At 57.0% G+C, this 26,055-nt stretch carries 23 protein-coding genes; 16 read left to right on the top strand and 7 right to left on the bottom strand.

The window, feature by feature from the left end; translation table 11 throughout:
• Positions 1-3 precede the first annotated feature (3 nt).
• A complete protein-coding gene (locus FD37_RS10660) occupies positions 4-792 on the bottom strand; it encodes an electron transfer flavoprotein subunit beta/FixA family protein (protein ID WP_056965227.1) in 789 nt (262 codons plus the stop codon).
• A gap of 11 nt (positions 793-803) precedes the next feature.
• Positions 804-1,925 (bottom strand): acyl-CoA dehydrogenase family protein, encoded by a 1,122-nt coding sequence (locus FD37_RS10655; RefSeq protein WP_056965226.1) that lies wholly within the window; start codon positions 1,923-1,925, stop codon positions 804-806.
• An 871-nt stretch (positions 1,926-2,796) separates the two neighbouring features.
• Between FD37_RS10655 and FD37_RS10650 the strand changes: the two genes are divergently transcribed.
• From FD37_RS10650 to FD37_RS10605, 10 genes are all read left to right on the top strand, one after another.
• Complete coding sequence (locus FD37_RS10650) at positions 2,797-3,819, top strand: aldose epimerase family protein (RefSeq protein ID WP_056965225.1); 1,023 nt, start codon at positions 2,797-2,799, stop codon at positions 3,817-3,819.
• Between the two features lie 27 nt (positions 3,820-3,846).
• Entirely contained in the window at positions 3,847-5,580 is a 1,734-nt protein-coding gene (locus FD37_RS10645; protein ID WP_056965224.1) for a phospho-sugar mutase, read from the top strand.
• A gap of 295 nt (positions 5,581-5,875) precedes the next feature.
• Complete coding sequence (locus FD37_RS10640) at positions 5,876-6,115, top strand: hypothetical protein (protein WP_045806116.1); 240 nt, start codon at positions 5,876-5,878, stop codon at positions 6,113-6,115.
• A gap of 46 nt (positions 6,116-6,161) precedes the next feature.
• Positions 6,162-7,601 carry a glycoside-pentoside-hexuronide (GPH):cation symporter gene (locus tag FD37_RS10635; protein ID WP_056965223.1) on the top strand — a complete coding sequence of 480 codons (1,440 nt, stop codon included), beginning with the start codon at positions 6,162-6,164 and terminating at the stop codon, positions 7,599-7,601.
• A gap of 649 nt (positions 7,602-8,250) precedes the next feature.
• Complete coding sequence (locus tag FD37_RS10630; protein WP_045806114.1) at positions 8,251-9,420, top strand: galactokinase; 1,170 nt, start codon at positions 8,251-8,253, stop codon at positions 9,418-9,420.
• A gap of 33 nt (positions 9,421-9,453) precedes the next feature.
• Positions 9,454-10,461 (top strand): UDP-glucose 4-epimerase GalE, encoded by a 1,008-nt coding sequence (gene galE / locus FD37_RS10625; protein ID WP_045806113.1) that lies wholly within the window; start codon positions 9,454-9,456, stop codon positions 10,459-10,461.
• The gene (locus tag FD37_RS10620) at positions 10,461-11,927 is read left to right on the top strand and encodes a UDP-glucose--hexose-1-phosphate uridylyltransferase (protein ID WP_056965222.1); all 1,467 of its coding nucleotides are present in this window, start codon (positions 10,461-10,463) and stop codon (positions 11,925-11,927) included. Before galE ends, FD37_RS10620 begins: the two co-directional genes overlap by 1 nt.
• 27 nt (positions 11,928-11,954) lie before the next feature.
• Positions 11,955-12,971, top strand: coding sequence for a LacI family DNA-binding transcriptional regulator (locus tag FD37_RS10615; RefSeq protein ID WP_056965221.1), 1,017 nt, complete (start codon positions 11,955-11,957; stop codon positions 12,969-12,971).
• Between the two features lie 360 nt (positions 12,972-13,331).
• Positions 13,332-13,556: a hypothetical protein gene (locus FD37_RS10610; protein ID WP_056965220.1), complete on the top strand. Its 225-nt coding sequence runs from the start codon at positions 13,332-13,334 to the stop codon at positions 13,554-13,556.
• Positions 13,557-13,565: 9 nt separating this feature from the next.
• Positions 13,566-13,778: a hypothetical protein gene (locus FD37_RS10605; protein WP_056965219.1), complete on the top strand. Its 213-nt coding sequence runs from the start codon at positions 13,566-13,568 to the stop codon at positions 13,776-13,778.
• A gap of 288 nt (positions 13,779-14,066) precedes the next feature.
• Here the strand turns inward: FD37_RS10605 and FD37_RS10600 are convergent, their stop codons facing one another.
• The 3 genes from FD37_RS10600 to FD37_RS10590 form a co-directional block, all read right to left on the bottom strand.
• A complete protein-coding gene (locus tag FD37_RS10600) occupies positions 14,067-16,019 on the bottom strand; it encodes a M13 family metallopeptidase (RefSeq protein ID WP_056965218.1) in 1,953 nt (650 codons plus the stop codon).
• A gap of 750 nt (positions 16,020-16,769) precedes the next feature.
• Positions 16,770-17,171, bottom strand: a complete 402-nt coding sequence (locus FD37_RS10595; RefSeq protein ID WP_225351181.1) for a MarR family transcriptional regulator — start codon at positions 17,169-17,171, stop codon at positions 16,770-16,772.
• Between the two features lie 390 nt (positions 17,172-17,561).
• Positions 17,562-18,443, bottom strand: a complete 882-nt coding sequence (locus FD37_RS10590; protein ID WP_056965216.1) for a hypothetical protein — start codon at positions 18,441-18,443, stop codon at positions 17,562-17,564.
• 220 nt (positions 18,444-18,663) lie between these two features.
• On the opposite strand from FD37_RS10590, the gene FD37_RS10585 reads away from it, so the two are divergent.
• From FD37_RS10585 to FD37_RS10570, 4 genes are all read left to right on the top strand, one after another.
• A complete protein-coding gene (locus FD37_RS10585; protein WP_045806104.1) occupies positions 18,664-19,089 on the top strand; it encodes a universal stress protein in 426 nt (141 codons plus the stop codon).
• Positions 19,090-19,599: 510 nt separating this feature from the next.
• Positions 19,600-20,736 carry a YibE/F family protein gene (locus tag FD37_RS10580; RefSeq protein ID WP_056965214.1) on the top strand — a complete coding sequence of 379 codons (1,137 nt, stop codon included), beginning with the start codon at positions 19,600-19,602 and terminating at the stop codon, positions 20,734-20,736.
• A complete protein-coding gene (locus FD37_RS10575) occupies positions 20,733-21,512 on the top strand; it encodes a YibE/F family protein (protein WP_056965212.1) in 780 nt (259 codons plus the stop codon). Before FD37_RS10580 ends, FD37_RS10575 begins: the two co-directional genes overlap by 4 nt.
• Positions 21,513-21,818: 306 nt before the next feature.
• A complete protein-coding gene (locus tag FD37_RS10570; protein WP_056965210.1) occupies positions 21,819-22,268 on the top strand; it encodes a hypothetical protein in 450 nt (149 codons plus the stop codon).
• Positions 22,269-22,474: 206 nt separating this feature from the next.
• Here FD37_RS10570 and FD37_RS10565 read toward each other — a convergent pair whose 3' ends face one another.
• Positions 22,475-23,557, bottom strand: a complete 1,083-nt coding sequence (locus FD37_RS10565) for a peptidoglycan recognition protein family protein (protein ID WP_045806199.1) — start codon at positions 23,555-23,557, stop codon at positions 22,475-22,477.
• A 252-nt stretch (positions 23,558-23,809) separates the two neighbouring features.
• Complete coding sequence (locus tag FD37_RS10560; protein ID WP_045806100.1) at positions 23,810-24,310, bottom strand: Fur family transcriptional regulator; 501 nt, start codon at positions 24,308-24,310, stop codon at positions 23,810-23,812.
• Between the two features lie 279 nt (positions 24,311-24,589).
• On the opposite strand from FD37_RS10560, the gene FD37_RS10555 reads away from it, so the two are divergent.
• Together FD37_RS10555 and FD37_RS10550 are read left to right on the top strand one after the other, a co-directional pair.
• Positions 24,590-25,276 carry a VIT1/CCC1 transporter family protein gene (locus tag FD37_RS10555; protein ID WP_045806099.1) on the top strand — a complete coding sequence of 229 codons (687 nt, stop codon included), beginning with the start codon at positions 24,590-24,592 and terminating at the stop codon, positions 25,274-25,276.
• A 17-nt stretch (positions 25,277-25,293) separates the two neighbouring features.
• Complete coding sequence (locus FD37_RS10550; RefSeq protein ID WP_045806098.1) at positions 25,294-26,004, top strand: VIT1/CCC1 transporter family protein; 711 nt, start codon at positions 25,294-25,296, stop codon at positions 26,002-26,004.
• Positions 26,005-26,055 lie beyond the last annotated feature (51 nt).

The raw sequence follows: 26,055 nt of genomic DNA, 5'->3' as shown, positions 1-26,055 counted from the left end.
TCCTTAAAGTAATTGACGGTCTTTGAGTGCCTTGATGAGTTGACTGGCGGCTTCCTGCGGCGTCCCGGTCAGCGGCGTGAGCGCGCGTTTCACGGGCGTCGGGGCGTAGACCTTGGTCACGATGGTCGGGGAGCCGGCCTGACCCAAGCGTGTATCGTCCAGGTCTAAGTCGTCGTGGTGCCAGGTCGTCAGTGGCTTGGTGAAACTCAGCTGGATGTTCCGCGGCGTCGGGTAGCGCGGCGTGTTGAGCTCGCTGCGGACGCTGACCACGGCGGGCAGTTGGGCGACCAGCGTTTGCTTGGTGTCCTCCAGCAGCCGTTCGGCGGTGACCTCGTTGGGGCCGCTGAGCCGTAACGTCGCGGCGTAGGTGATCTGGGGTTGGTGGAGGAATTCGGCCACGATGGGACCGACCTGACCGGTATCGGCGTCGACGGCTTGTCGGCCAAAGATGATCAGGTCCACGTCACCGATTTTCGCGATGGCCTGGGCTAACACGTAGCCGGTCGCCAGGGTGTCGGCCCCGGCAAAGGCGCGGTCGGATAAGAGGACCCCGCTATCGGCGCCCATGGCCATCCCCTCACGCAGGGATTGGGCGTAGTCGTCGGGTCCCATGGTCAGGAGCACGACCTCGGCGTCGGTTGCGGCCTTGAGCTGGAGCGCTTGTTCGACGGCGTTCTTGTCAAAGGGGTTCATGACGCCGGCCAGGCCCCGGCGGTCGAGGTTATGGGTGTGCGGGTCGATCGTGACGTCGTTGGTTTCGGGTACTTGTTTGATGCAGACAACAATTTTCATCAGGGAGCCTCCTATTTGTGAAATTCAGCGGTGGCGATGGCGGAACGCATCTTTTCGACGGTCCCTTCGGCGATCTCCATCGCCCGGGCGTCGCGGATCAGGTGTTCGACCGGGTATTCACGACTGTAGCCGTAACCGGCCAAAATCTGAAGCGCGTCGTCGCCGGCAGCGACCGCGGCCCGGGAGCCGTGGGCCTTGGCCATGGCGGCTTCCTCGCTGTAAGGCTGTCCGGCGGCCTTGAGCTGGGCGGCCCGTTCGTAGAGCAACTTGGTGGTCTCCTTGCGCATGGCGATATCGGCGACCTTGCGGTGGGTGACCTGGAGTTCGGTCAGTGGGGTCTGGCCAGCCTTCCGTTCCTTGGCGTAGTCCGTGGCGATTTTGAGCTCGTGCTCCATGATGCCGGTCAAGACCGCGCCCATCAAGATGCGGGCGTCGTCGTGAGCGGAGTCACCGATGAGCCCGCCGTCACCGACCTTGCCCAGCAGGTGGTCGTCGTCCACAATGATGTGGTCCATGACGATCTCACCCACGGGCGTGCCGCGCAGGCCGATGAAGTCCTCGCGTTTACCAAAGGAGAAGCCGGGCATGTCTTGGTCGACCACGAAGACGGATAGTTCGGTCGGGGCGGTCTTGACCAGGACACAGTAGACCTGGGCCAGGCCCCCGTTGGTGATCATGATCTTGTCGCCGTTGATGACCCAATGATCACCCTCGCGCGTCGCCGTGGAGCTGATGCCCATGGGGTTCGACCCGCCGCTGGCCTCGGTCATGGAGAAGGCGAAGATCCGCTGCGTGGCGGACGGCAACAGCTGTTGCTGCAGGGCGGGGGTCCCGAACTTCAGAATCTGGTCGAGGGTCTTATAGTGACCTTCCAGGGTGACCGCCGTGCTGGCGTTGCCCCGGGCGAGGTGGTTGAGCACCGTGGCGGTCACCTCGGGGCCAAACCCGGCACCACCGAACTCTTGCGGCAACATCAGGCCTAAGAAGCCGGTTTGCGTCAGTTGTTGCAGGTAGCCCTCTGGGAAGTCCTGGGCGTGATCGATGGCCATATCGAGCGGGGCCACTTCACGGGTGGTATAGTCGTCGACCATTTGTAGAAGCAACTTTTCGGCGGCTGCGTTTCGAGTAGACATAAGCATTCTCCTTATCGGGTGATCTTTGATTGTGTAAAACTGAACTTTTGACTGAGGCACAGTATAGCGGATAATCGCGCGATAAGTCCAGAAAAAAGTGGTAACTTTTTGTAAGTTTGTGATACTGGGCGCGATTAATTCATCTAAAGGGTACCAAAGGGGAATCACCGAATCCTTGATTCAAATCAAGTTAGAATTATTTTATTCGAAAGAGTGGTCTACTGACAGATCAATCGTCGGGAACGGGCCGTGAGTTTGTTGGTCGGGTAACGCTACTGCCGCGGTTTTTAGGATGGTCCGAGGCATCAACGGATAAGTGTGCTAAATTAAAAATGAGTCGTGGATACGGTCGATGGGGGTATCATCCGCTCCACGCCGGCGATTATCAGTGCCTCCCGGTCGGCCAGAATCGGGCTGGAACGTGGCCGGCACGACTTTGAGCTCCTCGCAAAAAGCGCGACGATCTCAAAGCTCGGCCTTTCTGTAGCCCGGGGAAACCACCCGGCCAACAGAAACGAGGCCACTGAGCCCAATTCTGACCGCCCTCCCGGCTGACGTTGTGAAAATTGGATGTCACACCATCGAGTGCCGACAGCCATTGAGACCAGTGCGACTGGTACTGGGTTGGTTGACGGTTACTTCCTGCTTTGGCGGTTGTGTGTAGCATTGAGCAGTTGGCCATGATGATGGCTGCCAGCATATCCCGTTTATGACGGGTTCATCAAAGTTAGCGCAACAGAGGCGACTTGCCGGTCGTGGAGCGAATGGTCACGACTTAGTAAAATTTTTAGTTAATTTACGGAAAGAATGGTACTCGGCGCCCGATTATTATACAATGTAACCGGATTCTTAATTTGGAGGTGCCATTTTTATGCAAATTACACAAGAGGTTATCGGCGAAGAGCAGGGTCAATCCGTGACCAAGTACGTCTTGATCAACGACCACGGGACGCACGCGGCGGTCCTGACCTGGGGCGCGACGTTCCAGGAATTTAGCGCGGTGGAGGACGGTCAGCGGCAACAGCTGATCGTGCACCAGGACACGCTGGCGGACTACACGCCGAGTCCCTACTGTCTCTGCCAAGCGGTGGGCCGGGTCGCCGGTCGGATTGCGGGCGCCCAATTCGACCTGGACGGCCGGACGGTTCAGCTGGACCCCAACGACGCGCCGAACGCGATTCACGGGGGCCCGCACGGTTTCAACTTCGTGAACTGGGAAGCCACGACGCACCAGACGGCCGACACGGTCAGCGTGGCCTTGACCCACACGACCGACGAAGCGACCGACCAGTACCCGGGCACCATGGCCACGACGATCACCTACGCCCTGGACAACGACGATCAGGTGACCATCACGTTCACCGCCAGGAGCGATGCCGACACGCTGTTCAACCCGACGGTGCACACCTACTTTAACGTCACCGACGACCAGCACGACCTGCAAACGCAGTGGTTGAAGCTGAACGGCCAAAAGCGCCTGGTCCTGGATCAGGCCAAGATTCCGACCGGCGAAAAGGTGGCCGTGGCCGGAACCGGCTACGACTTCCGCACGCCCCAGACCATCACGGATGGCCTGGCTAAGCTGGCGCAGGATGGGGTCGTCGAATACGATGATGCCTTCGAAGTCGTTCCCAGCGAGACGGTGCCGGTCGCCACGGTCGGCGACACGGCGGGGCACCGCGAAGTGCGGGTCTACTCCGACCGCAACGCCGTGGTGGCCTTCACGGCGAACCCGACCGACGCCAAGCGGGCCGATGTTCGCGACTACAACGCCTTAGCCCTCGAGGCTCAGACCTTGCCGGACGCGATTCACCACGCGGACTTTGGCGACGTGGTGTTGCCCGCCAATCAAGCCGTGACCCACACGATTCGGTACCAATACGTTCGTAAATAACTGAAAAAATAAGGGAGAGATTATCTCATGAGTTGGCAAGAAAACTATGCTGTCTGGAAGAATCAAGCCACCATGCTGCCCGATGTTCGGCACGAACTCGACGCCATGGCCGGCAACGACGACGCCCTGGAAGCGGCCTTTAGCGGGCCGATGAGCTTTGGGACGGCCGGCATGCGGGGCGTTATGGGCCCCGGGATCGGTCAAATGAACGTCTACACGGTGCGCCAAGCCACGGAAGGGGTCGCCCGGTACCTGGACACGTTGGACGACGCCACCAAGCAACGCGGGGTCGCCATCAGCTTTGACTCGCGGTACCACTCCACCGAGTTCGCCCACGAGGCGGCCCGGGTCTTGGGCGCGCACCACATCCCCAGCTTCGTCTTTGACGACTTGCGGCCGACGCCGGAGCTGTCCTTTGCCGTGCGGCACCTGCACACGGCCATGGGGATCATGATCACGGCCAGCCACAACCCGAAGCAGTACAACGGGTATAAGATCTACGGTCCCGATGGCGGTCAGATGCCACCGAAGGCCTCCGACAAGATCACCGAGTTCGTCCGTTCCGCCAAGGACGTCTTCGCCATTCAGGTCGCCGACGAGCAGGCGCTCCGGGCGGCCAAGGTGATGCACATCATCGGTGAGAACGTCGACCAGGCCTACCTGCAAAACGTGGTCAGCGTGACCATCAACCACGACCTGATCAACCAGGTCGGCAAGACCATGAAGTTGATCTACACGCCGCTGCACGGGACGGGGAAGGTCATCGGTGAACGGGCCCTGCGCAAGGCCGGCTTCGAGAACTTTACCATGGTGCCGGAACAAGCCATCGCCGACCCCGAATTTCCGACGGTCGACTTCCCGAACCCCGAATTTCCGGAGGCCTTTGACATGGCCATCGCCCTGGGGAAGCAGGAGGGCGCCGATCTCTTGGTTGCGACCGACCCCGACGCCGACCGCTTAGGGGCCGCTGTGCGGCAACCCGACGGCGAGTACCAGCTGCTGACCGGGAACCAGATCGCCTCGATTCTACTGGCCTACATCCTGAAGGCCCGCAAGCAGGCAGGACAATTGCCCGCCAACGGCCGGGTGGTCAAGTCCATCGTGTCGACCGAGTTGGCCACCAAGATTGCGGCGGCTTACGGGGTCGAGATGAAGAACGTCTTGACCGGCTTCAAGTTTATCGCCGAACAGATTCACCAGTACGAAACGACGCACGACCACACCTTCTTGTTTGGGTTTGAAGAAAGCTACGGCTACCTGATCAAGCCGTTCGTCCGGGACAAGGACGCCATTCAGTCGACGGTCCTCCTGGCCGAAGTCGCGGCCGACTACAAGCAACGGGGGATGACCCTGTACGACGGCATCGAGGAGCTCTACGCGACCTACGGCTACTACGCCGAAAAGACGACCTTCGAGCAGTTCGATGGCGTCGACGGGGCCCAACAGATGGCCCACCTGATGAGCGAGTTCCGGGAGAACGCGCCGCAGGACTTCGCCGGGACGACGATTGACGCGGTCGAGGACTTCTCGACCAGCACCAAGACGGCGGCCGATGGGACGACCAGTGCCATTGACCTGCCCCAGTCCAACGTGCTGAAGTACTGGCTGCAGGACGGCACCTGGATCTGCATCCGGCCATCCGGGACCGAGCCCAAGGTCAAGTTCTACATTGGGACCAGCGACCACACGGCAGCGGCCGCAAAGCAGCGCCTGAGCACTTACGAACAAGCGCTGAAGGACTACGTGGCTTCGGTGAACTAAAACTTTGTAATCTACCGATAAATCCGTTTCAGGGGTCAATTTGACCCGTGAAACGGATTTTTTTTGCGCCGCGTTTAGTCTTTACTAAACTTTTTACTCATAAAATACAACCGGTTGCAATTCCGGCATGTGGCGCATTCATCAAATTTTATGTATTTTACTGCACAATGAAAAGGGTTGCAACCGCCCGGAAAACACCTTAGAATATCCATTGTGAAGCGCTTACATTTACTTAATGTTTTAGTACAGAATTTACTTAGGTCGGTTGAAACGACTTGGAAGAGGGTTTTTGGAAATGAATAACGATAAGATCACGTTGGATCCGGCAGCCTTTGCCGCGGCGGTCTTGGGGGGCAACGCACAACGTCCCGACGAGGAAAACAAGTTGTACATCAAGCGGCAATTAACGTTGTACCTGGAAGCCACGCTGTTGGCTCAGGATTTCAACAACCTGGAAGAGAGCCGTTTCGACATGGCCAAGACCCAGAAACGCAACGAGGTGCTGTCGAAGATCATCGAGCACCGGTACCACTAACGGTGGTTGTCCGTTCCGCTGAACCAGAAAGGTGTGTCAAGCAATTATGAATCAAGTGAAACAGTATCTTTCCTATGCTTTTGGGGCGTTCGGGCACGATGCCTTCTACGCCACGTTGAACACGTACTTTCCCATCTTTGTGACCAGTGTGCTGTTTACGTCCGGCGCCAACTCCAAGCAAATGATTGGGGTCGTCAGTGCCGTGCTGGTCATCATCCGGCTGATTGAAATCGCCTTTGACCCCATGATCGGTGGGGTCGTGGACAACACCCGGACCCGCTGGGGCAAGTTCAAGCCCTGGTTACTGGGTGGCGGGCTGATCAGTGCTTTGGCGCTGATCACGATCTTCACGCCGCTGGGTGGCCTGGCCGACCACAGTGACATGGGCTACATCATCGCCTTCGTGATCGTCTTCGTGATTCTGGATATTTTCTATTCCTTCAAGGACATCGCGCTGTGGTCCATGTTGCCCGCGTTGAGCGTGGATTCGAACACGCGGACCAAGTTCGGGACGATTGCCCGGTTCGGATCCACGATTGGGGCGCAAGGAACGGCCATCGTGGTCATGCCACTGGTCGTCTTCTTCTCCGCTAAGTTCTCCGGAGCGACCGGGGGCGCGCAGACCCGGGCCGGCTGGCTAGGGTTCGCCGTGGTCATCGGGCTGATTTCCTTCCTGGGAGCCTGCACGGCGGCCTTTGGGACGCGCGAGCAGAAGAACCTGATTCGGGAAAACACCGAAAAGACCCGCTTACGCGACGTCTTCAAGGCCATCGGGGAAAACGACCAGCTGATGTGGTTGGCGTTGTCCTACTTCCTGTTCGCCTTTGGCTACGTGGTCACCAACTCCCTGTTGATCTACTACTTCCGTTACGTGGTCGGGAAAGCCTCCGCGTACTCCGGTGTGGGGATCATCACCACGTTACTGGGCATCGTCTCCGTGATCCTGTTCCCGTTCATCGTGCAAGTGATCAAACGGCGGGGCGTGTACATCGGCGGCATCGTCATGATGCTGGTCGGGTACGTGTTGTTCCTGTTTGCCGGCACCAACGTTCCGCTGGTCTTAGTGGCCGTGGCCATCTACTTCTTCCCGTACCCGATGATTTTCCTGGCGGCCCTAATGACCATCACGGACAGCGTGGAATACGGGCAATGGAAGAACGGCACCCGGAACGAATCCGTGACGTTGTCGGTTCGGCCGCTGATCGATAAGCTGGCCGGCGCCTTCGCCAACGGGGTCGTCATGGTGGCTGCGTTACAATCCGGGATGACCGGGAACGCCAAGCCTAGCGACATTTCCACGAGTGGGTTATTACAATTCAAGATGTTTATGTTCTACATTCCAATTATCCTGTTGATCATTTCCGCGTTCGTCTACTTCAAGAAGATTTCCCTTTCCGAGAAGCGTCACGCCGAGATCGTCAACGACCTAGAAAAGAAATTACGGGCCGAAAAGGCCGCCGGTCAGTCCATCGGTGACGAGGACTAAGCGGTTTGCTTAAGAGGGTTCCGGACGACACGTCGTCCGGGGCCCTTTTAGTCGAATGAGGGGTCGCTGCCGCAGCTGGGCCGTGACGAACGTGGGCACGACTTCGAGCAGAAGGACGGCCTTGTGGTCAACCAGCTGAGAAATACTGACCAACCACGATTTCTATTTGAGCGCCAGCAGTCGTAACGGTGGCGGAGAGTTCGGTCAGTTAGTTTTAATCACTATTGTAGCCAACGAACTAGCGGGCCACGTGAAGAAGTACCATGTTCGATGATACTTTCGACAGTGGAGCGCTTAGACGGATTTTAGCCGCCCAGTCTATGAGTATTTCATGTTGTGGTTAGGGAAATTTAACGCTATGTGAGCGGAACAGAGGCGACTTGATGACCGTGGTGAAATTGATGTTAGCTGGCGTTCTTTGCCGGCTTACATCAAGGCCGAGCTCCGGAGACCTGTGTGGGTTTCACAGGGCTTCGGAGTCGTGCCCACCACGGTCATCTTGCTCGCCGGCGTGAAGCGCCCAGCAACGACCAATGTTGAACGACACCAAATTGAAAACGCTTTATATTTTGATTGACAGGGCTTCCAAACGGGCCTATACTAAAATCACAGTAAAAGTTTACTAAAAAACGAGAAGGAGTTAATCGTCATGGACTTTGCGAGCCTTGCTACTGAATACCAAAAAACTTTTGATGCTGCCCCCCAACGGGTCTTCTTTTCCCCGGGTCGAATCAACCTCATCGGGGAGTACACCGATTTCAACGGTGGCCACGTGTTCCCAGCGGCAATCAGCTTAGGAACGTTTGGTGCCTTTACCAAGCGGTCTGACCGGACGGTGCGGATGTATTCTGCTAACCTACCAGAGGCGGGCGTCATTACCTTCACGCTGGACGACCTCAAGTTCGACAAGGCCGCCGGCTGGACCAACTACTTTAAGGGTATGTTGTACGAATTGGCCAAGCAGGGCAAGGGCATTGACCAGGGCTTTGACCTTTTCGTTCACGGTAACTTACCAGACGGCTCCGGTTTATCGTCCTCCGCATCGGTTGAGATGCTGATGGGGGAGATCCTGCTGGACGCCTATCAAATGGACATTTCCCGCGTGGAACTCGTGAAGGTGGGCCAACAGGTCGAAAACGACTACTTTGGCTTAAACACCGGGATTATGGACCAATTCGCGATTGGCATGGGCAAGAAGGATCAAGCCATCCTGCTCGACACCAACACCCTGAAGTACCAGTACGCGCCGGTCAAGATGGACGGCTACGTGGTGGTCATCATGAACACCAAGAAGCGCCGGGAACTCACCGACTCTAAGTACAACGAGCGGCGGTCCCAGTGTGAAGAGGCCCTGCGGCGGTTACAGACCAAGTTGGACATTCACACCTTGGGCGACCTCGATGGCGACCAGTTCGACCAGAACAGCTACCTGATCAACGATGACGTGCTGATCAAGCGGGCCCGGCACGCGGTTCTCGAGAACCAACGGACGTTGAAGGCCTTCGATGCCTTACAAGCCAACGACCTGGAAACCTTCGGGAAGTTGATCAACGCCTCCCACGTTTCCCTGCACTACGACTTTGCCGTCACGGGGAAGGAACTGGATACGCTGGCTGAAACGGCGTGGGCGCAACCCGGTGTGCTGGGTGCCCGGATGACCGGGGCCGGCTTCGGTGGGTGTGGCATCGCCATCGTGAAGGAAACCAACGTCGACGCCTTCGAACGGGCCGTGGGCCAGGTTTACGAAGAAAAGATTGGTCATCCCGCCGAATTCTACATCGCGCACTTAGACGATGGTCCCCGGGAATTAACGAAGTAAAGCAGCCACATAAGTTAGAGGAGGAATTGGATTATGTCAGTTTTAGTTTTAGGTGGTGCCGGTTACATCGGGTCCCATGCCGTTGACCGGTTGATTGCAAAGGGTTACGACGTTGCCGTTGTCGACAACCTGGTCACGGGTCACCGGGCCGCCGTGAACCCGCAAGCCCGGTTCTACGAAGGTGACGTGCGCGACCAGGACTTCTTGAACGACGTTTTCGATAAGGAAGACGTTGACGGGGTCATCCATTTCGCCGCGTTTTCCATCGTGCCCGAATCCATGAAGAAGCCGTTGAAGTACTTCGACAACAACACGGCCGGCATGGTCTCCTTGCTGGAGGTCATGAACCAACACGACGTGAAGAAGATCGTCTTCTCCTCCACGGCCGCGACTTACGGCGAACCGAAGCAGATTCCGATCAAGGAAACCGACCCGCAAGTGCCAACGAACCCATACGGGGAAAGCAAGTTAATGATGGAAAAGATCATGCACTGGGCCGACCAAGCGTACGGCATCAAGTTCGTGGCCTTACGGTACTTCAACGTGGCCGGTGCCAAGCCGGACGGTAGCATCGGTGAAGACCACCATCCAGAAACCCACTTGGTCCCAATCATCTTGCAAGTAGCCGCCGGCGAACGCGATGAATTATCAATCTTTGGGGACGACTATCCGACTAAGGACGGGACCAACGTCCGGGATTACGTCCACGTGGTCGACCTGGCCGACGCCCACATTTTGGCCTTGGAATACCTGAAGGCCGGACACGACAGCGACGCCTTCAACCTGGGGTCCTCGACCGGCTTCTCCAACAAGGAAATGCTGGAAGCCGCCCGGAAGGTCACCGGCAAGCCGATTCCAGCCAAGATGGCACCCCGGCGGGCCGGCGATCCCAGCACGCTGATTGCCGCCAGCGACAAAGCCCGGAAGGTTTTGAACTGGCAACCGCAATTCGACAACGTGGAAGACATCATCGCCACCGCCTGGAACTGGAAGGAAAAGCACCCAGCAGGGTATGACGACCGGAACGGGGCGACCAAGTAATGGCACAGGACACGTTGAACACCTTTTTAGACGCCATCGTGGCCTCGCCGTCCCCGTACACGGCGCTGGACCGGCAGTACGTGGCGAACCGGATCTACGCCTTGGTCGGCGACGGCACGCCGCAGGACGCGACCAGTTCGGACCCCATCGACTTGGTGGCGGCCCTGGTCGCCACGGCCATCGCGCACGGCAAGATTGACGACACGCCTAGTGAGCGTGAAATCTTGGACGCACAGCTGATGGACCTGATGACGCCGCTACCGTCCGCGTTGAACCGCGGCTTCTGGGACCGGTATCAGATCAGTCCCAGCACCGCGACCGACTGGTTCTACCAGCTGAGTCGGGCCAATAACTACATTAAAACGCGTAACATCGCCCGCAACGTGGTCTTCGACGCCGATACGGCGGCCGGCCAGCTGGAGATTACGATCAACCTGTCGAAGCCGGAAAAGGACCCGAAGGCCATTGCTGCGGCCCGGAACCAGCCCAAGACGGGCTACCCGTTAGACCAGCTCTGCATGACCAACGAGGGTTACCTGGGCCGCCTGGGCTACCCGGCGCGCAGCAATCACCGCATCGTGCGGGTGATGCTGGGTGGCGAGACCTGGGGCTTCCAGTACTCGCCGTACGCCTACTTTACGGAGCACGCCATCTTCTTATCCCAGGAACACCGGCCGATGAAGGTCGACCAGCACGCGTTTACCAACCTATTGGAAATCGTGCGGCAGTTCCCGACCTACTTCGTCGGCAGCAACGCCGACCTGCCCATCGTCGGCGGCTCGATGCTGAGCCACGACCACTACCAGGGGGGCAAGCACACCTTCCCGATGATGAAGGCGCCGCTCGACCGCGAATTTGACGTGGATGTGCCGGGCGTGACGGCCGGCGTCGTCCAGTGGCCGATGACCGACCTGCGGCTCCGGGGCCAGCACCCCGAGGACCTGGTCAACGCCGCGGTCAAGATCATGGACCACTGGGTCGACTACTCCGACGACAGCGTGGACGTGCGCGCCTACACGGACGGCACGCGGCACCACACGATCACGCCGATTGCCTACCGGGACGGTCAGGACTTTGTCTTGGACCTGGTCCTGCGCGACAACCAGACGTCCGCCCAGTATCCGGATGGCATCTTCCATCCGCACCAGGACGTGCAACACATTAAGAAGGAAAACATTGGCTTGATTGAGGTCATGGGACGGGCCATTTTACCGGCCCGGCTGAAGAGCGAGATGGCCGAGGTCACCAAGTACCTGCTCGACCAGCCGAACCAGATGGCGGAGATGCACCGGGCGTGGGCCGACCAGCTGAAGCAAGCGCACCAGATCACGGCGGAAAACGTCACCGGCATCGTCCACCAGGCGATGGGGGACGTCTTCGCCCGGGTCCTGGCCGATGCCGGGGTCTTCAAGCGCGACCAGACCGGTCAGGCGGCGCTCGACCGGTTCTTGCGTGACTTAATCTAAGAATCAGCATATGAGGAGATGAGAACGATGGCCGCAACTTTAAAAGACATTGCCCAAAGCGTGGGGGTCTCCCTGGCCACCGTTTCGCGGGTGCTGAACTATGACCGCACCTTGTCGGTCAGCGAGCACACCCGGAAACAAATTTTTGAGGTCGCCGAGAACCTGAACTACACCAAGCTCAAGCGGCGCCCCGCAATGCCCGATAAACAGTTGAAGATTGCCGTCGTTCAGTGGTACTCGGAGACCAAGGAACTGGATGACCTGTACTACATGTCGATTCGGCTGGGGCTGGAAAAGCGCAGTGAGCAGCGCCACTTCCTGACCATGCGGACCTTCCAGAACGACCTGAATGCGATCGACCCCGACGTCGACGCCATCATCGCGATTGGCAAGTTCAGCAATCAGCAGGTCGCGGCGCTCGCGCGGCTGACCCCGAACCTGGTCTTCGTGGACCAGGATCAGCTCTGCCACGGCTACGATAGCGTGGTCACCGACTTCCAGTTCGCCGTCGATCAGGTGGTCGACGCGTTCTGGGCCCACGGGCAGCACCGCATTGGCCTGCTGCACGGGGCCGAGTGGACGACCGACAAGGAGTTGGAAGTCAGCGACCCGCGGCTCAAGGCCTTTCGCCGGACCATGACCGCGCGGAACGCCTACGATCCCGACCTGGTCTTTGCCGGGGATTACACCAATCAATCGGGGTATGAGCAGATGAAGCGTGCCATTACGCAGCTGGGGGACCGGTTGCCGGACGCCTTCTTCGTGACCAACGACCCGATGGCGGCGGGGGCCTTAAAGGCGCTCCGTGAGGCCGATTTGGCGGTCCCAGACCGGGTCAGCCTGATTGGCTTCAACGACACCACGATCGCCAAGTACGTCTTTCCGGAGTTGAGTACCGTGCACGTGAACACGGAACTCCTGGGTTCGACGGCGGTCGATTTGATCGAGAATCGCCTGCAGACCGGCCGCAGCACGCCCCAACGGGTGACCGTGGGCACCGAACTGGTGTTGCGCGAGAGCACCCGGTCGCTGAAAAAGGCTTAATTGGCGGCGGACTCTGCAAGCTGAGATGAATGGGGACGGTCGATTCCCTCCGCCCAGTTGGGGCGTGACGGGAAGACACCAGAATCCGAGCACCGTTCGCTCATCAAGGACGATGCCTCTAAAACTAAACGTAGGAAACGAGTCTGGGACAGAAGTCTCAGGCTCGTTTTTGGTTTTTGAACAGCTGATTCCGGCTGACGAGCGGGCGTGGATGCTCGCCCGCTAACCGCTTTTGATGACAGTCGTTGTTCAGTGTCTTAAGGGCTGGTCAGTTGAACCGAAGAATCACTTAGTCTCACAATTGCACGGTAAAGCGGCCCGACATGTTATCCTGAAGAAAAAGTTGTGGGAGGAAATGGTATGACACAGATGGTGATGATTTGGCAGTGGTTAGGTGGTCTGTTGTTATTGGCATCCGGTATCTTAGGCGTGTTGGTCAAACCGGCGTTCGTGACGTTTTCCGTGGGACCGCGGGGTGTCTTTATCGACGGGTCGACGGCGACGATTTGCTTGGTCCTGGGCGTTGGAGCATTGGGGTACTCGGTGTATTTGCGCCGCCGGTTGAAGCGAAGAACGAAGGAGTAGGGGGACATCATGCGACAAGCACTTCATTGGTTAGCGGTTATTTGGTTGTTGGACGCGTTGGTTCTGTGGCAATCTAGCAATCAACCGTTCTTTCGGGTGGTGATGACCGCGCAGAGGCAGCAACTCTCGGGTTCCGTGGCGGCGTTCTTCTTAGGGGTGAGTCTGATCTGTGCGCTCTGGTCGGGCTGGCTTCACTGGCACCATCCAGCGCCCAAGGCTTAACGGGTGATGAGTAACCAGAACCACTTTTTCGTTAGCGATTCAGTGGGACCGACTGATAGTCGCTAAGGCGACTCTTTGAAAAAGAAAAATTGACGACTCTTCGAAATTGGAAGAGTCGCCAATTAATTTACGATGCACAAATGGTTGCTTTAGAGAACCGTTTTCCGAGGATGGCAGGACAAACTTTATTTGCCAGTTTGTCCCGTTAGTGACGGACACCATGCTGTATCAGCGGAACAGAGGCGACTGGATGGTCGTCGTGGAGCGCCATGATGGGTGTCCGTGGGATTACCAGATCTTCACCCGTTTTTCGGGAGCGAGGTACATCCCGTCGCCCGGTTGAACGTTAAAGGTCGTGTAGAAGTCGTCGAGGTTCTTGACCTGGACGTCGGCCCGCAGCTTGGCCGGGGCGTGGACGTCGATCGACAACAGCAGTTGCATGTATTCCGTGGTGGCCTTCATGCGCCAAACGTTGGCCCAGTTGATGAAGAAGGCCCGCAGGTCAACGTCGGGATCGGCCTTGGCCGCTTCCAACGCACAGCTCAAGCCCCCGGCATCGGCGATGTTTTCCGAAACGGTCAGCTTGCCGTTGACCTTCTGGCCGGCGAAAGGAATGCCGTCGAATTCGGTGATCATAGCCTTGGACAGGTCCTTGAAGTGGGCCAAATCGGCTTCGGTCCACCAGTTGTGCAGGTTCCCGAACTCATCGAATTGGGCCCCGTTGTTATCGAAGGCGTGGGAGATTTCGTGTGCCATGACGGCCCCGATGCCCCCGTAGTTGGTGCTGCTCGACTGCTTCAGGCTGTAGAACGGTGCTTGCAGGATGGCTGCCGGGAAGACGATTTCGTTGTTTGATGGGGAGTAGTAGGCGTTGACCGTGTTGGCGCTCATGTCCCAGCGCTTCCGGTCGACCGGTTGGCCCCAGTGGCCGAATTGGTCGGCGTTGACCAGCTCGTCGAACCGTTGCGTGTTGGCGAACAGCGAGGCGTGCTCATCGACCGTGAATTTGGCGTACAGGGGGTCAATCTGGTCGGGGTACCCGACCTTGATGGTCAGCTTCTGGAGCTTCACGATGGCCTTTTTACGGGTGTCGGCACTCAACCAGGTGTTGTTCTTGAGCCGGTTTTGGTAAACGCCGGTCATCTTCAGGACCATCTGGCGCACGTCGGCCTTGGCCGTTTCCCCGAAGTACTTGCGGCCGTAGTAGTCACCCACGACTTGGTCGAAGTAGTTGGTGGCTAACCGGTACGCCGACTTGGTCTGCGACCGGGCTTCCTTTTGGCCGGACAGTGCCCGACCGTACGTCCCGCCGACTTGCCGGAATTCTTCGGATAAAACGCCACTGGCGGCCGTTACGGTCCGGACCAGCATCCAGCTCTTGACCAACGGGAAGTTGGCGTCGCTCAGCAGGTCGCCGATTGCGTCGAAGTAGGTCGGTTGTGGCAGGATGACCGTTTCCGGTTGGTCGTGGATCAGGTCTTGTAAAGCGGCGGCTAAGTCGAGCTTGTCGGTCTGAGCGTCGACGTCCTTTAATGGCCGCGGGTTGTACATCTTGACGTAGTCCGCGGATTCTTCTGAGGACTTGACGTGGGGGGCAATCAGCGCGTCAAATTGCTTGGTCTGATCGACCAACTTGGCCGCGTCGGTGTCGCTGTAGCCCACCATGGTCAGTAACTTGGTCGCCATCTGGGTGTAGATGGGGAGCAGTTGCTTGGCCGCCGGGTTGTCCTTTTCGTAGTAGGTCTTGTCTGGCAACAGGAGGCTGGGGGCGTCGACGTACAGGGCGTAGTGACTGGTATCCTTCATGTCGGGGTCCACCCCGACCTCGATGGGCACGGGCAGGCCGGCCCGGTAGAAGTCGGCCAGGTGAGCATTGAGGTCGGCGAAGCTCGTCAGCTGTTCAATCTTGGCTAACAGGGGCTTTAATGGTGCGGCCCCGTTGGCGTCCCGTTGCTTAAAGTCGCGGGCCAGGGCGTAGAACTTCTTGAACTCGCCCATTTCGGCGTTGGCGGGTGCTAGGTCGCCGGCGAGTAAGGCGTCGAAGTCGTGCATCAACGTCTTTTCGATGTTGTCGACCAGGTCCATGAAGCCACCGGTCGATGAGTGGTCACCGGGAATGGTGGCCTGGGCCTCCCACTGGCCGTTGACGGCTTGGTAGAGGTCTTGAGTTAAGAGGCTGTCATCCACGGGGAAGGCAGCTTGACCGCCGGTTGGGGTGGCCGCGAACTGTTGATTACGCATACGAAAACTCCTCCTTTAAAATCATACATTAGTCAAAGGTTAACCCATTTTCGGCCAAAAGGGAATTTTTTTATCATCAAATTCTAATAAAATGTGCGATTGAGGTAAAGTAGGGGGGGCAGCGCTCCACGCCGGCGAGCAAGCTGGTGACTGTCAGCGCCTCCCGGTCGGCCAGAATTGGGCTGGAACGTAGCCGGCACGACTTTGAGCTCCTCGCAAAAACCGCGATGATCTCAAAGCTCGGCCTTTCTGTAGCCCGGGGAAACCACCCGGACAACAGAAACGAAGCTACTGAGCCCACTTCTGACCTCCCTCCCGGCTCATGTTATGCAAACTAGCACCTATGGAACTGTCCTTGCGACCAATCGCCCGCCACCAATGCATGGCAGGTGACGCATGCCGCTGATAGCGAAGGTGCTCCTTTACAGCTGTGTGCGGATTTCATTCAGCGATGAGAAATCAATGCTGCCGGTTTGTAGCGGTTCTCATCAATGTGAGCGGAACAGAGGCGACTTGATGGTCGTAGTGAAATTGATGTTACCTGGTGTTTTTTGCCAGGTTACATCAAGGCCGAGCTCTGGAGACCTGCGTGAACTTCGCAGGGCTTCAGAGTCGTGCCCACTACGACCATCTTGCTCGCCGGCGTGGAGCGCCTGCCAACGCCTGGCAAACTAGATTAGTCGAGGCAAAGTACAAAAAACGAGGTTGGAACGTATGCTCCAGCCTCGTGGTAAGTCTTAATGGGTGACGCTAATCTTCGGACGTGGCCTGATGACGGGCGCGGACGACCGGGCGGTGAAACTTGGGACGGTTGCGGTCCCAAATGGCTAGGTTGTCTTGATAGCGCGTCAAAAAGTCGTTGATCTCGTCGTCGGACAGATCACTCGGAATTTGATTCCAGGTCTTAGCGCTTTGCAGGAAGACTTGGTGGATATCGTTTTCGACGTTTTCCCCCTTAGGCGTCAAACGCAGGTACTTGACCCGCCGATCATCCATCTTCGCTTCCTGTTCCACGTAGCCGTCGAGCAACAGGGCCCGCAACTTCCGGGCCGCTGCGGAACGGGTGGTCCGCGTATCGTCGGCTAATTCGCTGAGCGTGATGTTGCGTTGCTCATGAATCTGTTTCAACAATAGATATTGTTCAAAACTCAATGAGTATTGCCCCGTAATTTGTTCAGCAGCGTTGGTTAAAACGCAGAATATTTCCCGATACTGACGTAAAAACGTCTCGAATACTCTCTCCTCACTTTGCATAAAAACTCCCCCTTGAAACGAATTCTATTGGTTCTAGTGAATGATTCCAAAGCTGGATAACTTTCACTATCACAGCATACCGTTATTATGCGGCACTATCGATGGGGATGAAAATGATTACACTTTAGCGGGGCGGGTTAGGATAGTTCAGCTTAAGAATCCCCACCGGCCACCAACGATTAGGTCGGCCGGTTGATTAAGCCCAACGACCGAAAAAAGGGGCCGCCGACCACCCTTGAACGGATGAGCCGGGGCCCCATAAGCCACCTAACTGGGCAAACCAGTTGGTTACTTGGTCATATAAATGTAGAGGTGATCCGTCGAGAAACCGGTATTGAACCGAATCCCGTTGGAGTGGATGGTCTTGGTGTTGGTCGAGCTGCTGTTCGACTTGGCATCCTTCAAGACCTTCTCGAACTTCTTGATGACGGTCTTGGGGTTGGCCTTGAGCGTGGTCCCCAACAGGGCAAAGGTCGTCCCGAACTGCTTCTGACCGTTCTTGGTCTTCATCTGCTTGGTCGGCACGATGAGGGCGAGGCCCATCAGCTGGCCGTCCTGGACGTTGGCCCGCACGGTCGCATCCTTGGTGGTGACCAGGTTTTGGACGCCGTCACTGGCACGGGTGGGCAATAGCTGGTCGTGAGCCTTTTGCTTAGCGGTCGCGAGCTGGGCCTGCAGCTTTTGGGCCGCGGCCTGCTGTTGTTTGGCCGCCGTTGCCGCGGCTGCGGGGTCGGTCTTGGCGAGGGCCGCCAGCTTCTTTTTGGTCTGCGCCTGGGTCTTTTGAGCGGTTTGCAGCTGCTTTTGGACCTTGGTCGGCAGGTAGCTGGCCGTGACCAGTTGGTTATACTGCTTGGCAAACGTCTGGTAGGTAGCGAGTTTGGTCGTGGCCTTGACGGTGACCGTCTTGTGCGCACTGCCGGCCGTGATCTTGACCGTCTGATCTTGTGGGGCGGCCGGGACCTGGAAGAAGTAGGTGCCCGCCGCAACCTTGACCTGGTGTTTGGCCTGGTCGTTGACCTGGTAGGTCACGTGCTTGGTTTTAGCGTCCCCCTTGACCACGGCGGTGAGCGCGGTGGGGTGGTAGGTGGACTTGTTCGTGGTTAATGCGTTTGAGCAGCCAGCCAGGGTCACGGTTAAGAGCCCCAGGGCACCCAGTAAGAGTTTTTTCATGGTTATCGGCGCCATCCTTTTCGTGAGTAAAGTACTTGGTACATCTTACCACAAAGTCCCCGTAACCGGAGAATGAGAATCTACTGATGAAATCTGACGTACCCTAATAATTTCATGAAAAAGAGCGCGTAGGGCTGTTCTGACGGGGCTGAAATTGGTATCATGAAGTTGGTGAAAGCGATACCACCATTACAGTTTACATATGAAAGGACGGGATAGTATGTATGAACGGATTTTAGTACCGATGGATGGGAGCAAGAACGCCCACGCAGCGTTGGTGGAGGCCATTAAGTTAGCCCAAAAACTCGGTTCCAAGTTGTTCATTGTTTCCGTCGCCAGTGATCAGACATACGCCCACTACGGAGCGGAATTCGGCAGCGAGATCATGACGCACTTCAAGGAGTCCGCTTCGGAATTCCTAGAGAGCGCGGTGGAAGAGGTCAAGCGGGCCAACGTTCCCGTGGAGACCACGTTCCGGGTCGGCCTGCCCAAGCCGACGATTGCCAAGACCTTGCCACAGGAACTGAAGACCACGTTAACGGTGATCGGGCGTTCCGGGGTTCACGGCTTGGGAAAGGCCATCATGGGCTCGACCACGAACTACGTGGTCCAAAACTCCGACGTCAGCGTCTTGGTCGTGGATTAAGTCAAAATTCAGTGTGGTGGTACTAGCGTGCGGCTAGTGCCATTTTTTTGTGCGATGAATTGAAGTCGGGCCCACGGTCGTCACGGCCCAGCTGCCACTGATTTCAACAAGCAGGCGGCGTGGCTTCACTAAATTTGCGCAAAAAAAGACACCGGCCGATTGGTCAGTGCCCTTCTGGTATAGGCGATTACTTCGTCTTGATTTCACCCTTCAACCAACGTTGCAGGTTAGAAATCTCATCGCGCCGCTTCCGGTCCTTTTTACGGTTAACCTTCCGACGGCCTTGTACGCCATTTGGATGTGCTTTTCTCATTGTAAAAACCCTCGCTTAATTAAAATAACAATCGAGTTCCATTCTACTAAGGTTTGGTCCAAAATGCAAGGTTTCCAGCCAATTTGCCGGGATTTATGGTCGATTAAAGGGGGTTAGTTCGGTGGTCTCTGCGATTTTGTTAAGTTTTCCCCGGGACTTTTTATGCGATTTTTGAAAAGTGGTATATTGAATTCAAGATGGGGGAAAGGGCGATTATCGTGCAAAAATTCGGAATTCAACAAACACATCGCTGGTGGGCCTGGCTACTGGTCCTGCTGGTGGGGGCCGTCGTGGTGGTCGGGACCCACTACGACGCGGCCCTGTACCGCGACCCGATCATGCGGGTCACGGCCGTGACGCAACAGAAGGCCACCAAGGAGACCGACGACTTTCAAAACGTGGACTACCAGACCGGACAGACCCTGCACGGGGTCATCCTGAACGGGCGCTACCGCGGCAACCGGCTGACGGTCAGCAACACGTACTCCGCGTCGGGCGCCATGGACCAGCGTTACCGGGTGGGCAGTCAACTCTTCGTGGTGGCCCATCAGCACCACGGCAAGTTCAGCGCGACGGTCAAGGACCGCAAACGCGACACGCCGTTGGTCTTCATGATTTGGCTGGTGGTCGGACTGCTGCTCCTGATTCTGCGGTTCAGCGGGCTGATGGCCTTTTTGAGCGTGGCGGCCAACGGGGTGCTGTTCTTCCTGGCCATCCTGCTGAACGGCGCGACCCAGGGCGCCCAGGTCCTGTGGATCTTCGGTAGCCTGTCGATCGGCTTCGCGGCCCTGACCCTGTGGCTGGTGCTGGGCCGCACCCGGCAGATGCTGATCACGCTGGCGACCACGCTGGGGGGCACGCTGCTGTCCATCGTGGTGGCGTTGACGGTCTTTCACCTGACCCACGAGCGCGGGATGTTCTACGAATCGATGCAGTACGTGACCCAGCTGCCGCGCCCGCTGTTTTTGGCCGAGACCCTGTTAGGCTCGTTAGGGGCCGTGATGGATGAGTCGACCGACATTATCTCGTCGTTGTACGCGCTAAAACGCGAGCGGCCGGAGCTGACTCCGCGGCAGATCTTTAAGTCGGGGCGGCAGATCGGCAGCACCATTATGGGGCCGCTGATCAACGTGCTGTTCTTCATCTTCGTGGCCGATACCTTCCCGATGGCGCTGCTGTACTTGAAAAACGGCAACAGCTGGGGCTACACCTTCTCGATGAACATGTCGATGGGGGTCGTCCAAAGTCTGATCAGTGGGATTGGCATCGTCCTGGCCGTGCCGCTGGCGAGCTACCTGGCCAGTCGTTGGTTGCCTAAGGAGGTGCGCGCATGAGTACGATTACGCTGTTGGGCCTGATCCTCCTGGTCCTGATGGTCCTGGTCGGGGGCAAGGCGGGGGCCCAGTCGTTTCTGGCCCTGATCCTCAACTTTGGCCTCCTGTTTTTGGCCATCGTGTTGGTGGCCTTCCACTTCTCGCCCCTGATCGTTACCCTGGTCGTGGGGGTCATGGTGTTGGCCCTGACCATTTTCATGAGTAGTGGGGATGACCTCTCGAGCACCGTGGCCTTTATCGCCTCGGCGATGGTCCTGGTCCTGCTGGTGCTCCTGATCGTGCCGGTCGAACACTGGGCAATGGTCCAGGGGTTCGGGCCGGAAGACAGTGAGGACCTCGAGGGACTGTCGGTCCTGGTCGGCATCAACTTCGTGCAGGTCACGATTGCGACCGCCATCCTGAGTACGCTGGGGGCGATTGCCGAAGCCGCGATGGCGATTGCGGCCGGTTTGAGCGAGATCCTCGAGCAGCACCCGCAGGTGGCCCTAAAAGCCCTGTATGGCGACGGCATCGCCGTGGGTAAGCAAATCATCGGGACCACCTTTAACACGCTGTTCTTCGGCTTTTTTGGCGGTTTCCTGGCGTTGTTCATCTGGTTCACCGGCGTGCACTATTCGTTCGGGGAGATCCTGAACGACAAAATTTTCGTAGCGGAGATCCTGATGATCCTCTTTTCCATGTTGAGTGTGCTGCTGACGGTGCCGGTGACGACCTGGGTCATGACCCGGGCGGTCGCGGGGAAACGCAAGCGCGGGGCCCACGAAGCGACTAAATAAGCGTGAGATATTTTAGAATAATAGGAATTACTTCAAGGCACCCGTGACCACCATCACGGGTGCCTTTTTGGCGGCCCACCGGATCGAACGGTGAGTATGGGTAACTCGCCTTATTAGGCGACTCACGCCTTTTAGCGGCCGTAAACGCTACTCTGACAAGGGGCTAGCCGTGTCGCGAAACGACCGATTAACGGCTCAATGGTGGTGACCGGCAGATAAGTTGACGCCGCCGCCCGGCCTGCCTAGAATGGGTCGCAGATAGCCAAAGGAAGACTACCGATCTATTTCTAGGGGGAGCGTTATCTCATGAAAAAGATTTTTGGTTATGTTGCAGGTGCGATTGTTGCGATTGCCGTGATTGTGTTTGCCGCGACGTCAATGACCAGTGCGAATAGTCGGAAGACCACGAAGTCGACGACGGCTGCCGCCCGGATCACCTTGTGTACCAACTACAAGAAGAACGCCCGGGATCTGACGTTTAAGAACGGACGGAAAGGGTCCACGGTCACGTTACTGAACGGGAAGCAACAATGCGTCAAGAAGACCACGCTCAAGAAGAATGGCACCTTCACGGTCAAGTTGACCAAGAAGCAAGCCAAGACGTTGAGTGAATGCGCAACGTTCAAGTACTCTGTCGCCAAGAAGGGCGCTAAGACGTACACGTGCTCCGCAAAGGTTTACGGCAAGACCACGGTCAAGAAGACCACGAAGAAAGACACGAGTGCCTCTTCTTCTAGCTCGAACTGCAACAACTAACGGGTAACTGAAGTTGGTTATCGGACGTCGATGATGAGTCGGCGTCTTTTTTTGTCCCCCGTTTTGACACCAGACATGCGGAGAGCCCCAAGCGCCCCTTTGTCCCAGCGCCTTTCGCTGGGAGCGGGCAGGGCACAAAACGACCAAAAAGCGGCGGGACCCTCACCTGAGAAGGTCCCGCCGCCGGGATGCGTCATTATTAAAGATTAGTTGCTGGCACTCGATGAAGACGTGTCCGTGGCGCTGACACTGGAACTGCTGGTGGCGTCACTGCTGTCACTGGCGCTACTGGTCGAAGCGCTGGTGGCCGTGGCCGTCGTCGTCACGTCTTGGATACTGGTTAAGTTACCTGACCAGACCCAGTAACGCTTGCTGCTGTTCTTCGATGGCTTGATCCGGTACCACATGGACCCGGTGCTCTTCTTGGCCGTCATGTCGATGTAGTAGGTCTTCCCCACCTTAGGACTGATCTTGGACCAGCTCTGCTTCTTGGCGTTCTTGTTCGACCCCTTGACGTGGTTGTACAGGTAGTACTTGGTGTACTTGCTGCTCAACTTAGCTTGTTGGTTGACCGAGGTGTAGGTCGCGGCCGTCAGCTTGGTGTGGTTAGTCGAGCCCATGGCGTTGTAGTACTTCTTGACCATCTGGTAGAAGGCGGCCATGGTGTACTTCTGACCGAAGTACTTCTTACCGGCGCTGGCGTAGTAGCCCACTGGGTCGGTATGGGTCGAGCCACCCAGGTGGGAGGCGACGGATCCGTGAGACCAGACCGTTCCCTTACCATCGTAAGCGGCGTCGTTGGGTTTCAGGTTATATTCCTTTAACAGGTAGGCCGTGTACCAGGCCGCGTTGGCGATTTCGTGAGCGAAGGCCGACTTGCTGTGAACTTCGATTTGTTCAAACTGAATGAACCGGGCGTTCCCCGGGTAACCGACCCCCCAAGAGAGGTAGTCGGTGTTGGCGATGTTGATGATGTTCGAGGCATCGACGAAGCTGTGCACGAAGGCGTTGTTGTAATTCCGCTTCATGTAGGCAATTTCGTTATAGATGGTCGACGATGGGTTGGCCGTTTCGTGGACCACGACCCCTTCCGGCTTGCCCTTCCCGTGACGGTACTTGTACTTGGGGAAGCCACTCCAGATGGACTTGGTGACCTTGACTGGCTTGTAATTCTTGCTGGCGATATAGTCATTGACCTTGGAACTGGCGTTGGCCGTTGCCGGATTGGACAGGCCAACGAACCCGGCGATTCCAAGCGTCGCCAGGGCCGTTAACATTACTTTATGCATTTTCAACGAAACATCCCTCATAACTTTCATAATTTAATAATCTGCGTAATGATTGTGGTCATTACATATTCGATAAAATCCTACGTTCTTACTATATCGACAAAAACACCCGAAGACAAGCGCCGTGCCGCCGTTTCACCGTAATATTACGCGGCTAATAACGACAAATGCGGGCTTTGCTTCGGGTGTTTGCAAACAGATTAAAACTTCACGACACGTGTAACCTGGTTGTAATAATTCAGGGTATCCGGTTTATTTCGGGTCCGCGGTGGTCTGGGACCACTGTTTGCGGGCCGGGTCGATGTGCAGCTTTTGCTGACACTCGGGGCACAGCCCGTACACTTCAACGTGGTTACTGGTGATCAGGTAGCCGGTCTGGTCGTGGGCCTCGCGGTTGAGCGTGTCCTCGATGGCCCCGAAGTCGGGGGCGAAGACGTCGGTGATCTTTCCACAGTTTTCACAGATGACGTGGTAGTGGGGCTTGCCGTAGAAGTCGTAGCGCAGCCCCCCGTTGTCGTTCGGCAGTTCGATGACGATGCCCAGGTCGACCAGCAGGTTCAACGTATTGTAGATGGTGGCCATGCTGAGGTTGGGAAATTCAGCGGACAACGCGGTGTAGAGCGTCTCAACGGACGGGTGATTATGGTGAGTCACGAGGTAGGTCAGGATGATCTGGCGTTGGGGCGTTACCCGAATATGGTGTTCCTTGAGCGTCGCCAAGGCATGGGCGAGTAATTGATTGGATTGAGCCATGGTAATCCCTCCTTTTTGGAATGACTCTAGTTTGTCTCTATTAAACCACATTTTGATGAGAGTTCCAGCAATCTGCTTGAAATTAGAATAATTCCCAATTGAGACAGATTCTGCAGTCTGAAGTATTTACTTTTCCGGTTTTGATGGTAGAATAGAGTCGTTCGTAGATAAGAACGATTCTAAATTATAAAAATATTTTCGTGATACCAAACTTTTTATCTAAGGTTCGTGTTACGATAGATACGATTGTGGTTTAAAAAATGTAGGGGGTTGTTTAACATGGCAGCAAAGAAAAAGCCAGCAACGTTGGCCCAACGCATCAACGTTTTACGGGCCAGCGTGATGGGCGCTAACGATGGTATCTTATCCGTCGCCGGGATCGTCGTCGGGGTGGCCGGCGCGGCGACCAGTAGTTTTGCCATCTTCATTTCCGGAATTGCCGGCATGATCGCCGGGACGGTGTCCATGGCGATGGGGGAGTACGTGTCGGTGAACACGCAGAAGGACGCCCAGCGCAAGGCCATCGAGACCCAGACCGTGGCGTTGGATAACGACTACGACGGCGAGTACGACTTCGTGAAGGACAAGTACATCAAGACCGGCATCAAGCCGGAGTTGGCCGATCAAGCGACCCGTGAAATGATGAAGCAGGACCCGCTGAAGACCTCCGTGCGCGAGCGGTTCGGCTTCAACGTCGGTGAGTATACCAATCCGTTCTCGGCGGCGATTGCCTCGATGATTTCTTTCCCAACTGGGTCGATTTTACCCTTATTATCCATTACCTTGTTGCCGAAGAACATCCGCATCGCGGGCACGTTCGTCGCGGTGATCATCGCCTTGTCGATCACCGGATACGTGGCGGCCATGTTAGGGAACGCTAACCGGAAGAACGGGACCATCCGAAACGTGGTGGCCGGGATCTTGACGTTACTGGTGACCTACTTCATCGGTCGGTTATTTGCATAAGAGGGGAGCCATGAATCATGGTTGAGAATGAAGAATTGACGTTAAAGAAGCACAAGAAGCAACATCAGACCATGGACGAGAAACTGAACACGTTGCGGGCAGGGGTCCTGGGGTCCAACGACGGTATCCTGACGGTCGTCGGGGTCCTGTTCAGTGTCGCGGCCGCTACGACCAACCAGTTTACCATTTTTATCGCGGGTCTGTCAGATTTATTGGCGTGTGCCTTCTCGATGGCCTCGGGGGAATACGCTTCCGTCAGCACGCAAAAGGATACCGAAAAGTCCGTGGTCGCCAAGGAAGTCGGCCTCTTGAAGACCGATTTTGCCGGGGAGCTCAAGGCGGTCCAAGAATTTTATGAACAACGGGGCGTGTCCGCCGAGACGTCGTTGGCCATCGCCAAGGACCTCCTGGGGAAGGACGCACTGGCCACGGTGGTCGCCGTGAAGTACGACATCCAGCTGGGCCACTACATGAATCCCTGGAACGCGGCGTTTTCATCGCTGTTCTCCGCGTCGGCCGGGGGCGTCTTCCCACTGGTCGCGATGACCTTTCTGCCGGTGGCTTGGCAGTGGCCGGGGACCATCATCGCGGTCCTGTTATCCGTGACGTTGACCGGATTCCTGAGCGCCAAGCTGGGCCACGGCCTGGTCAAGACGGCCATCATCCGGAACGTCATCGTGGGGATCATCACCATGTTCATCCACTATTACGTGGGGCAGTTGTTCTAAGGCTACAAGCGATATTGGGCTGGTCATGTGGTGGTAGCTGGCGCGCCGTTT

It is taken from the genome of Levilactobacillus spicheri DSM 15429 (assembly GCF_001435095.1).
GTDB lineage: Bacteria > Bacillota > Bacilli > Lactobacillales > Lactobacillaceae > Levilactobacillus > Levilactobacillus spicheri.
Note: the sequence above shows the minus strand (reverse complement) of the source record. Positions and strands in the feature narration are given on the sequence as shown.

Bases quoted from the DNA above. Each gene is read 5' to 3' on its own strand.
- FD37_RS10660 (WP_056965227.1), bottom strand. From the start codon at position 792: ATGAAAATTGTTGTCTGCATCAAACAAGTACCCGAAACCAACGACGTC.
- FD37_RS10655 (WP_056965226.1), bottom strand. From the start codon at position 1,925: ATGTCTACTCGAAACGCAGCCGCCGAAAAGTTGCTTCTACAAATGGTC.
- FD37_RS10650 (WP_056965225.1), top strand. From the start codon at position 2,797: ATGCAAATTACACAAGAGGTTATCGGCGAAGAGCAGGGTCAATCCGTG.
- FD37_RS10645 (WP_056965224.1), top strand. From the start codon at position 3,847: ATGAGTTGGCAAGAAAACTATGCTGTCTGGAAGAATCAAGCCACCATG.
- FD37_RS10640 (WP_045806116.1), top strand. From the start codon at position 5,876: ATGAATAACGATAAGATCACGTTGGATCCGGCAGCCTTTGCCGCGGCG.
- FD37_RS10635 (WP_056965223.1), top strand. From the start codon at position 6,162: ATGAATCAAGTGAAACAGTATCTTTCCTATGCTTTTGGGGCGTTCGGG.
- FD37_RS10630 (WP_045806114.1), top strand. From the start codon at position 8,251: ATGGACTTTGCGAGCCTTGCTACTGAATACCAAAAAACTTTTGATGCT.
- galE (WP_045806113.1), top strand. From the start codon at position 9,454: ATGTCAGTTTTAGTTTTAGGTGGTGCCGGTTACATCGGGTCCCATGCC.
- FD37_RS10620 (WP_056965222.1), top strand. From the start codon at position 10,461: ATGGCACAGGACACGTTGAACACCTTTTTAGACGCCATCGTGGCCTCG.
- FD37_RS10615 (WP_056965221.1), top strand. From the start codon at position 11,955: ATGGCCGCAACTTTAAAAGACATTGCCCAAAGCGTGGGGGTCTCCCTG.
- FD37_RS10610 (WP_056965220.1), top strand. From the start codon at position 13,332: ATGACACAGATGGTGATGATTTGGCAGTGGTTAGGTGGTCTGTTGTTA.
- FD37_RS10605 (WP_056965219.1), top strand. From the start codon at position 13,566: ATGCGACAAGCACTTCATTGGTTAGCGGTTATTTGGTTGTTGGACGCG.
- FD37_RS10600 (WP_056965218.1), bottom strand. From the start codon at position 16,019: ATGCGTAATCAACAGTTCGCGGCCACCCCAACCGGCGGTCAAGCTGCC.
- FD37_RS10590 (WP_056965216.1), bottom strand. From the start codon at position 18,443: ATGAAAAAACTCTTACTGGGTGCCCTGGGGCTCTTAACCGTGACCCTG.
- FD37_RS10585 (WP_045806104.1), top strand. From the start codon at position 18,664: ATGTATGAACGGATTTTAGTACCGATGGATGGGAGCAAGAACGCCCAC.
- FD37_RS10580 (WP_056965214.1), top strand. From the start codon at position 19,600: ATGGGGGAAAGGGCGATTATCGTGCAAAAATTCGGAATTCAACAAACA.
- FD37_RS10575 (WP_056965212.1), top strand. From the start codon at position 20,733: ATGAGTACGATTACGCTGTTGGGCCTGATCCTCCTGGTCCTGATGGTC.
- FD37_RS10570 (WP_056965210.1), top strand. From the start codon at position 21,819: ATGAAAAAGATTTTTGGTTATGTTGCAGGTGCGATTGTTGCGATTGCC.
- FD37_RS10565 (WP_045806199.1), bottom strand. From the start codon at position 23,557: ATGCATAAAGTAATGTTAACGGCCCTGGCGACGCTTGGAATCGCCGGG.
- FD37_RS10560 (WP_045806100.1), bottom strand. From the start codon at position 24,310: ATGGCTCAATCCAATCAATTACTCGCCCATGCCTTGGCGACGCTCAAG.
- FD37_RS10555 (WP_045806099.1), top strand. From the start codon at position 24,590: ATGGCAGCAAAGAAAAAGCCAGCAACGTTGGCCCAACGCATCAACGTT.
- FD37_RS10550 (WP_045806098.1), top strand. From the start codon at position 25,294: ATGGTTGAGAATGAAGAATTGACGTTAAAGAAGCACAAGAAGCAACAT.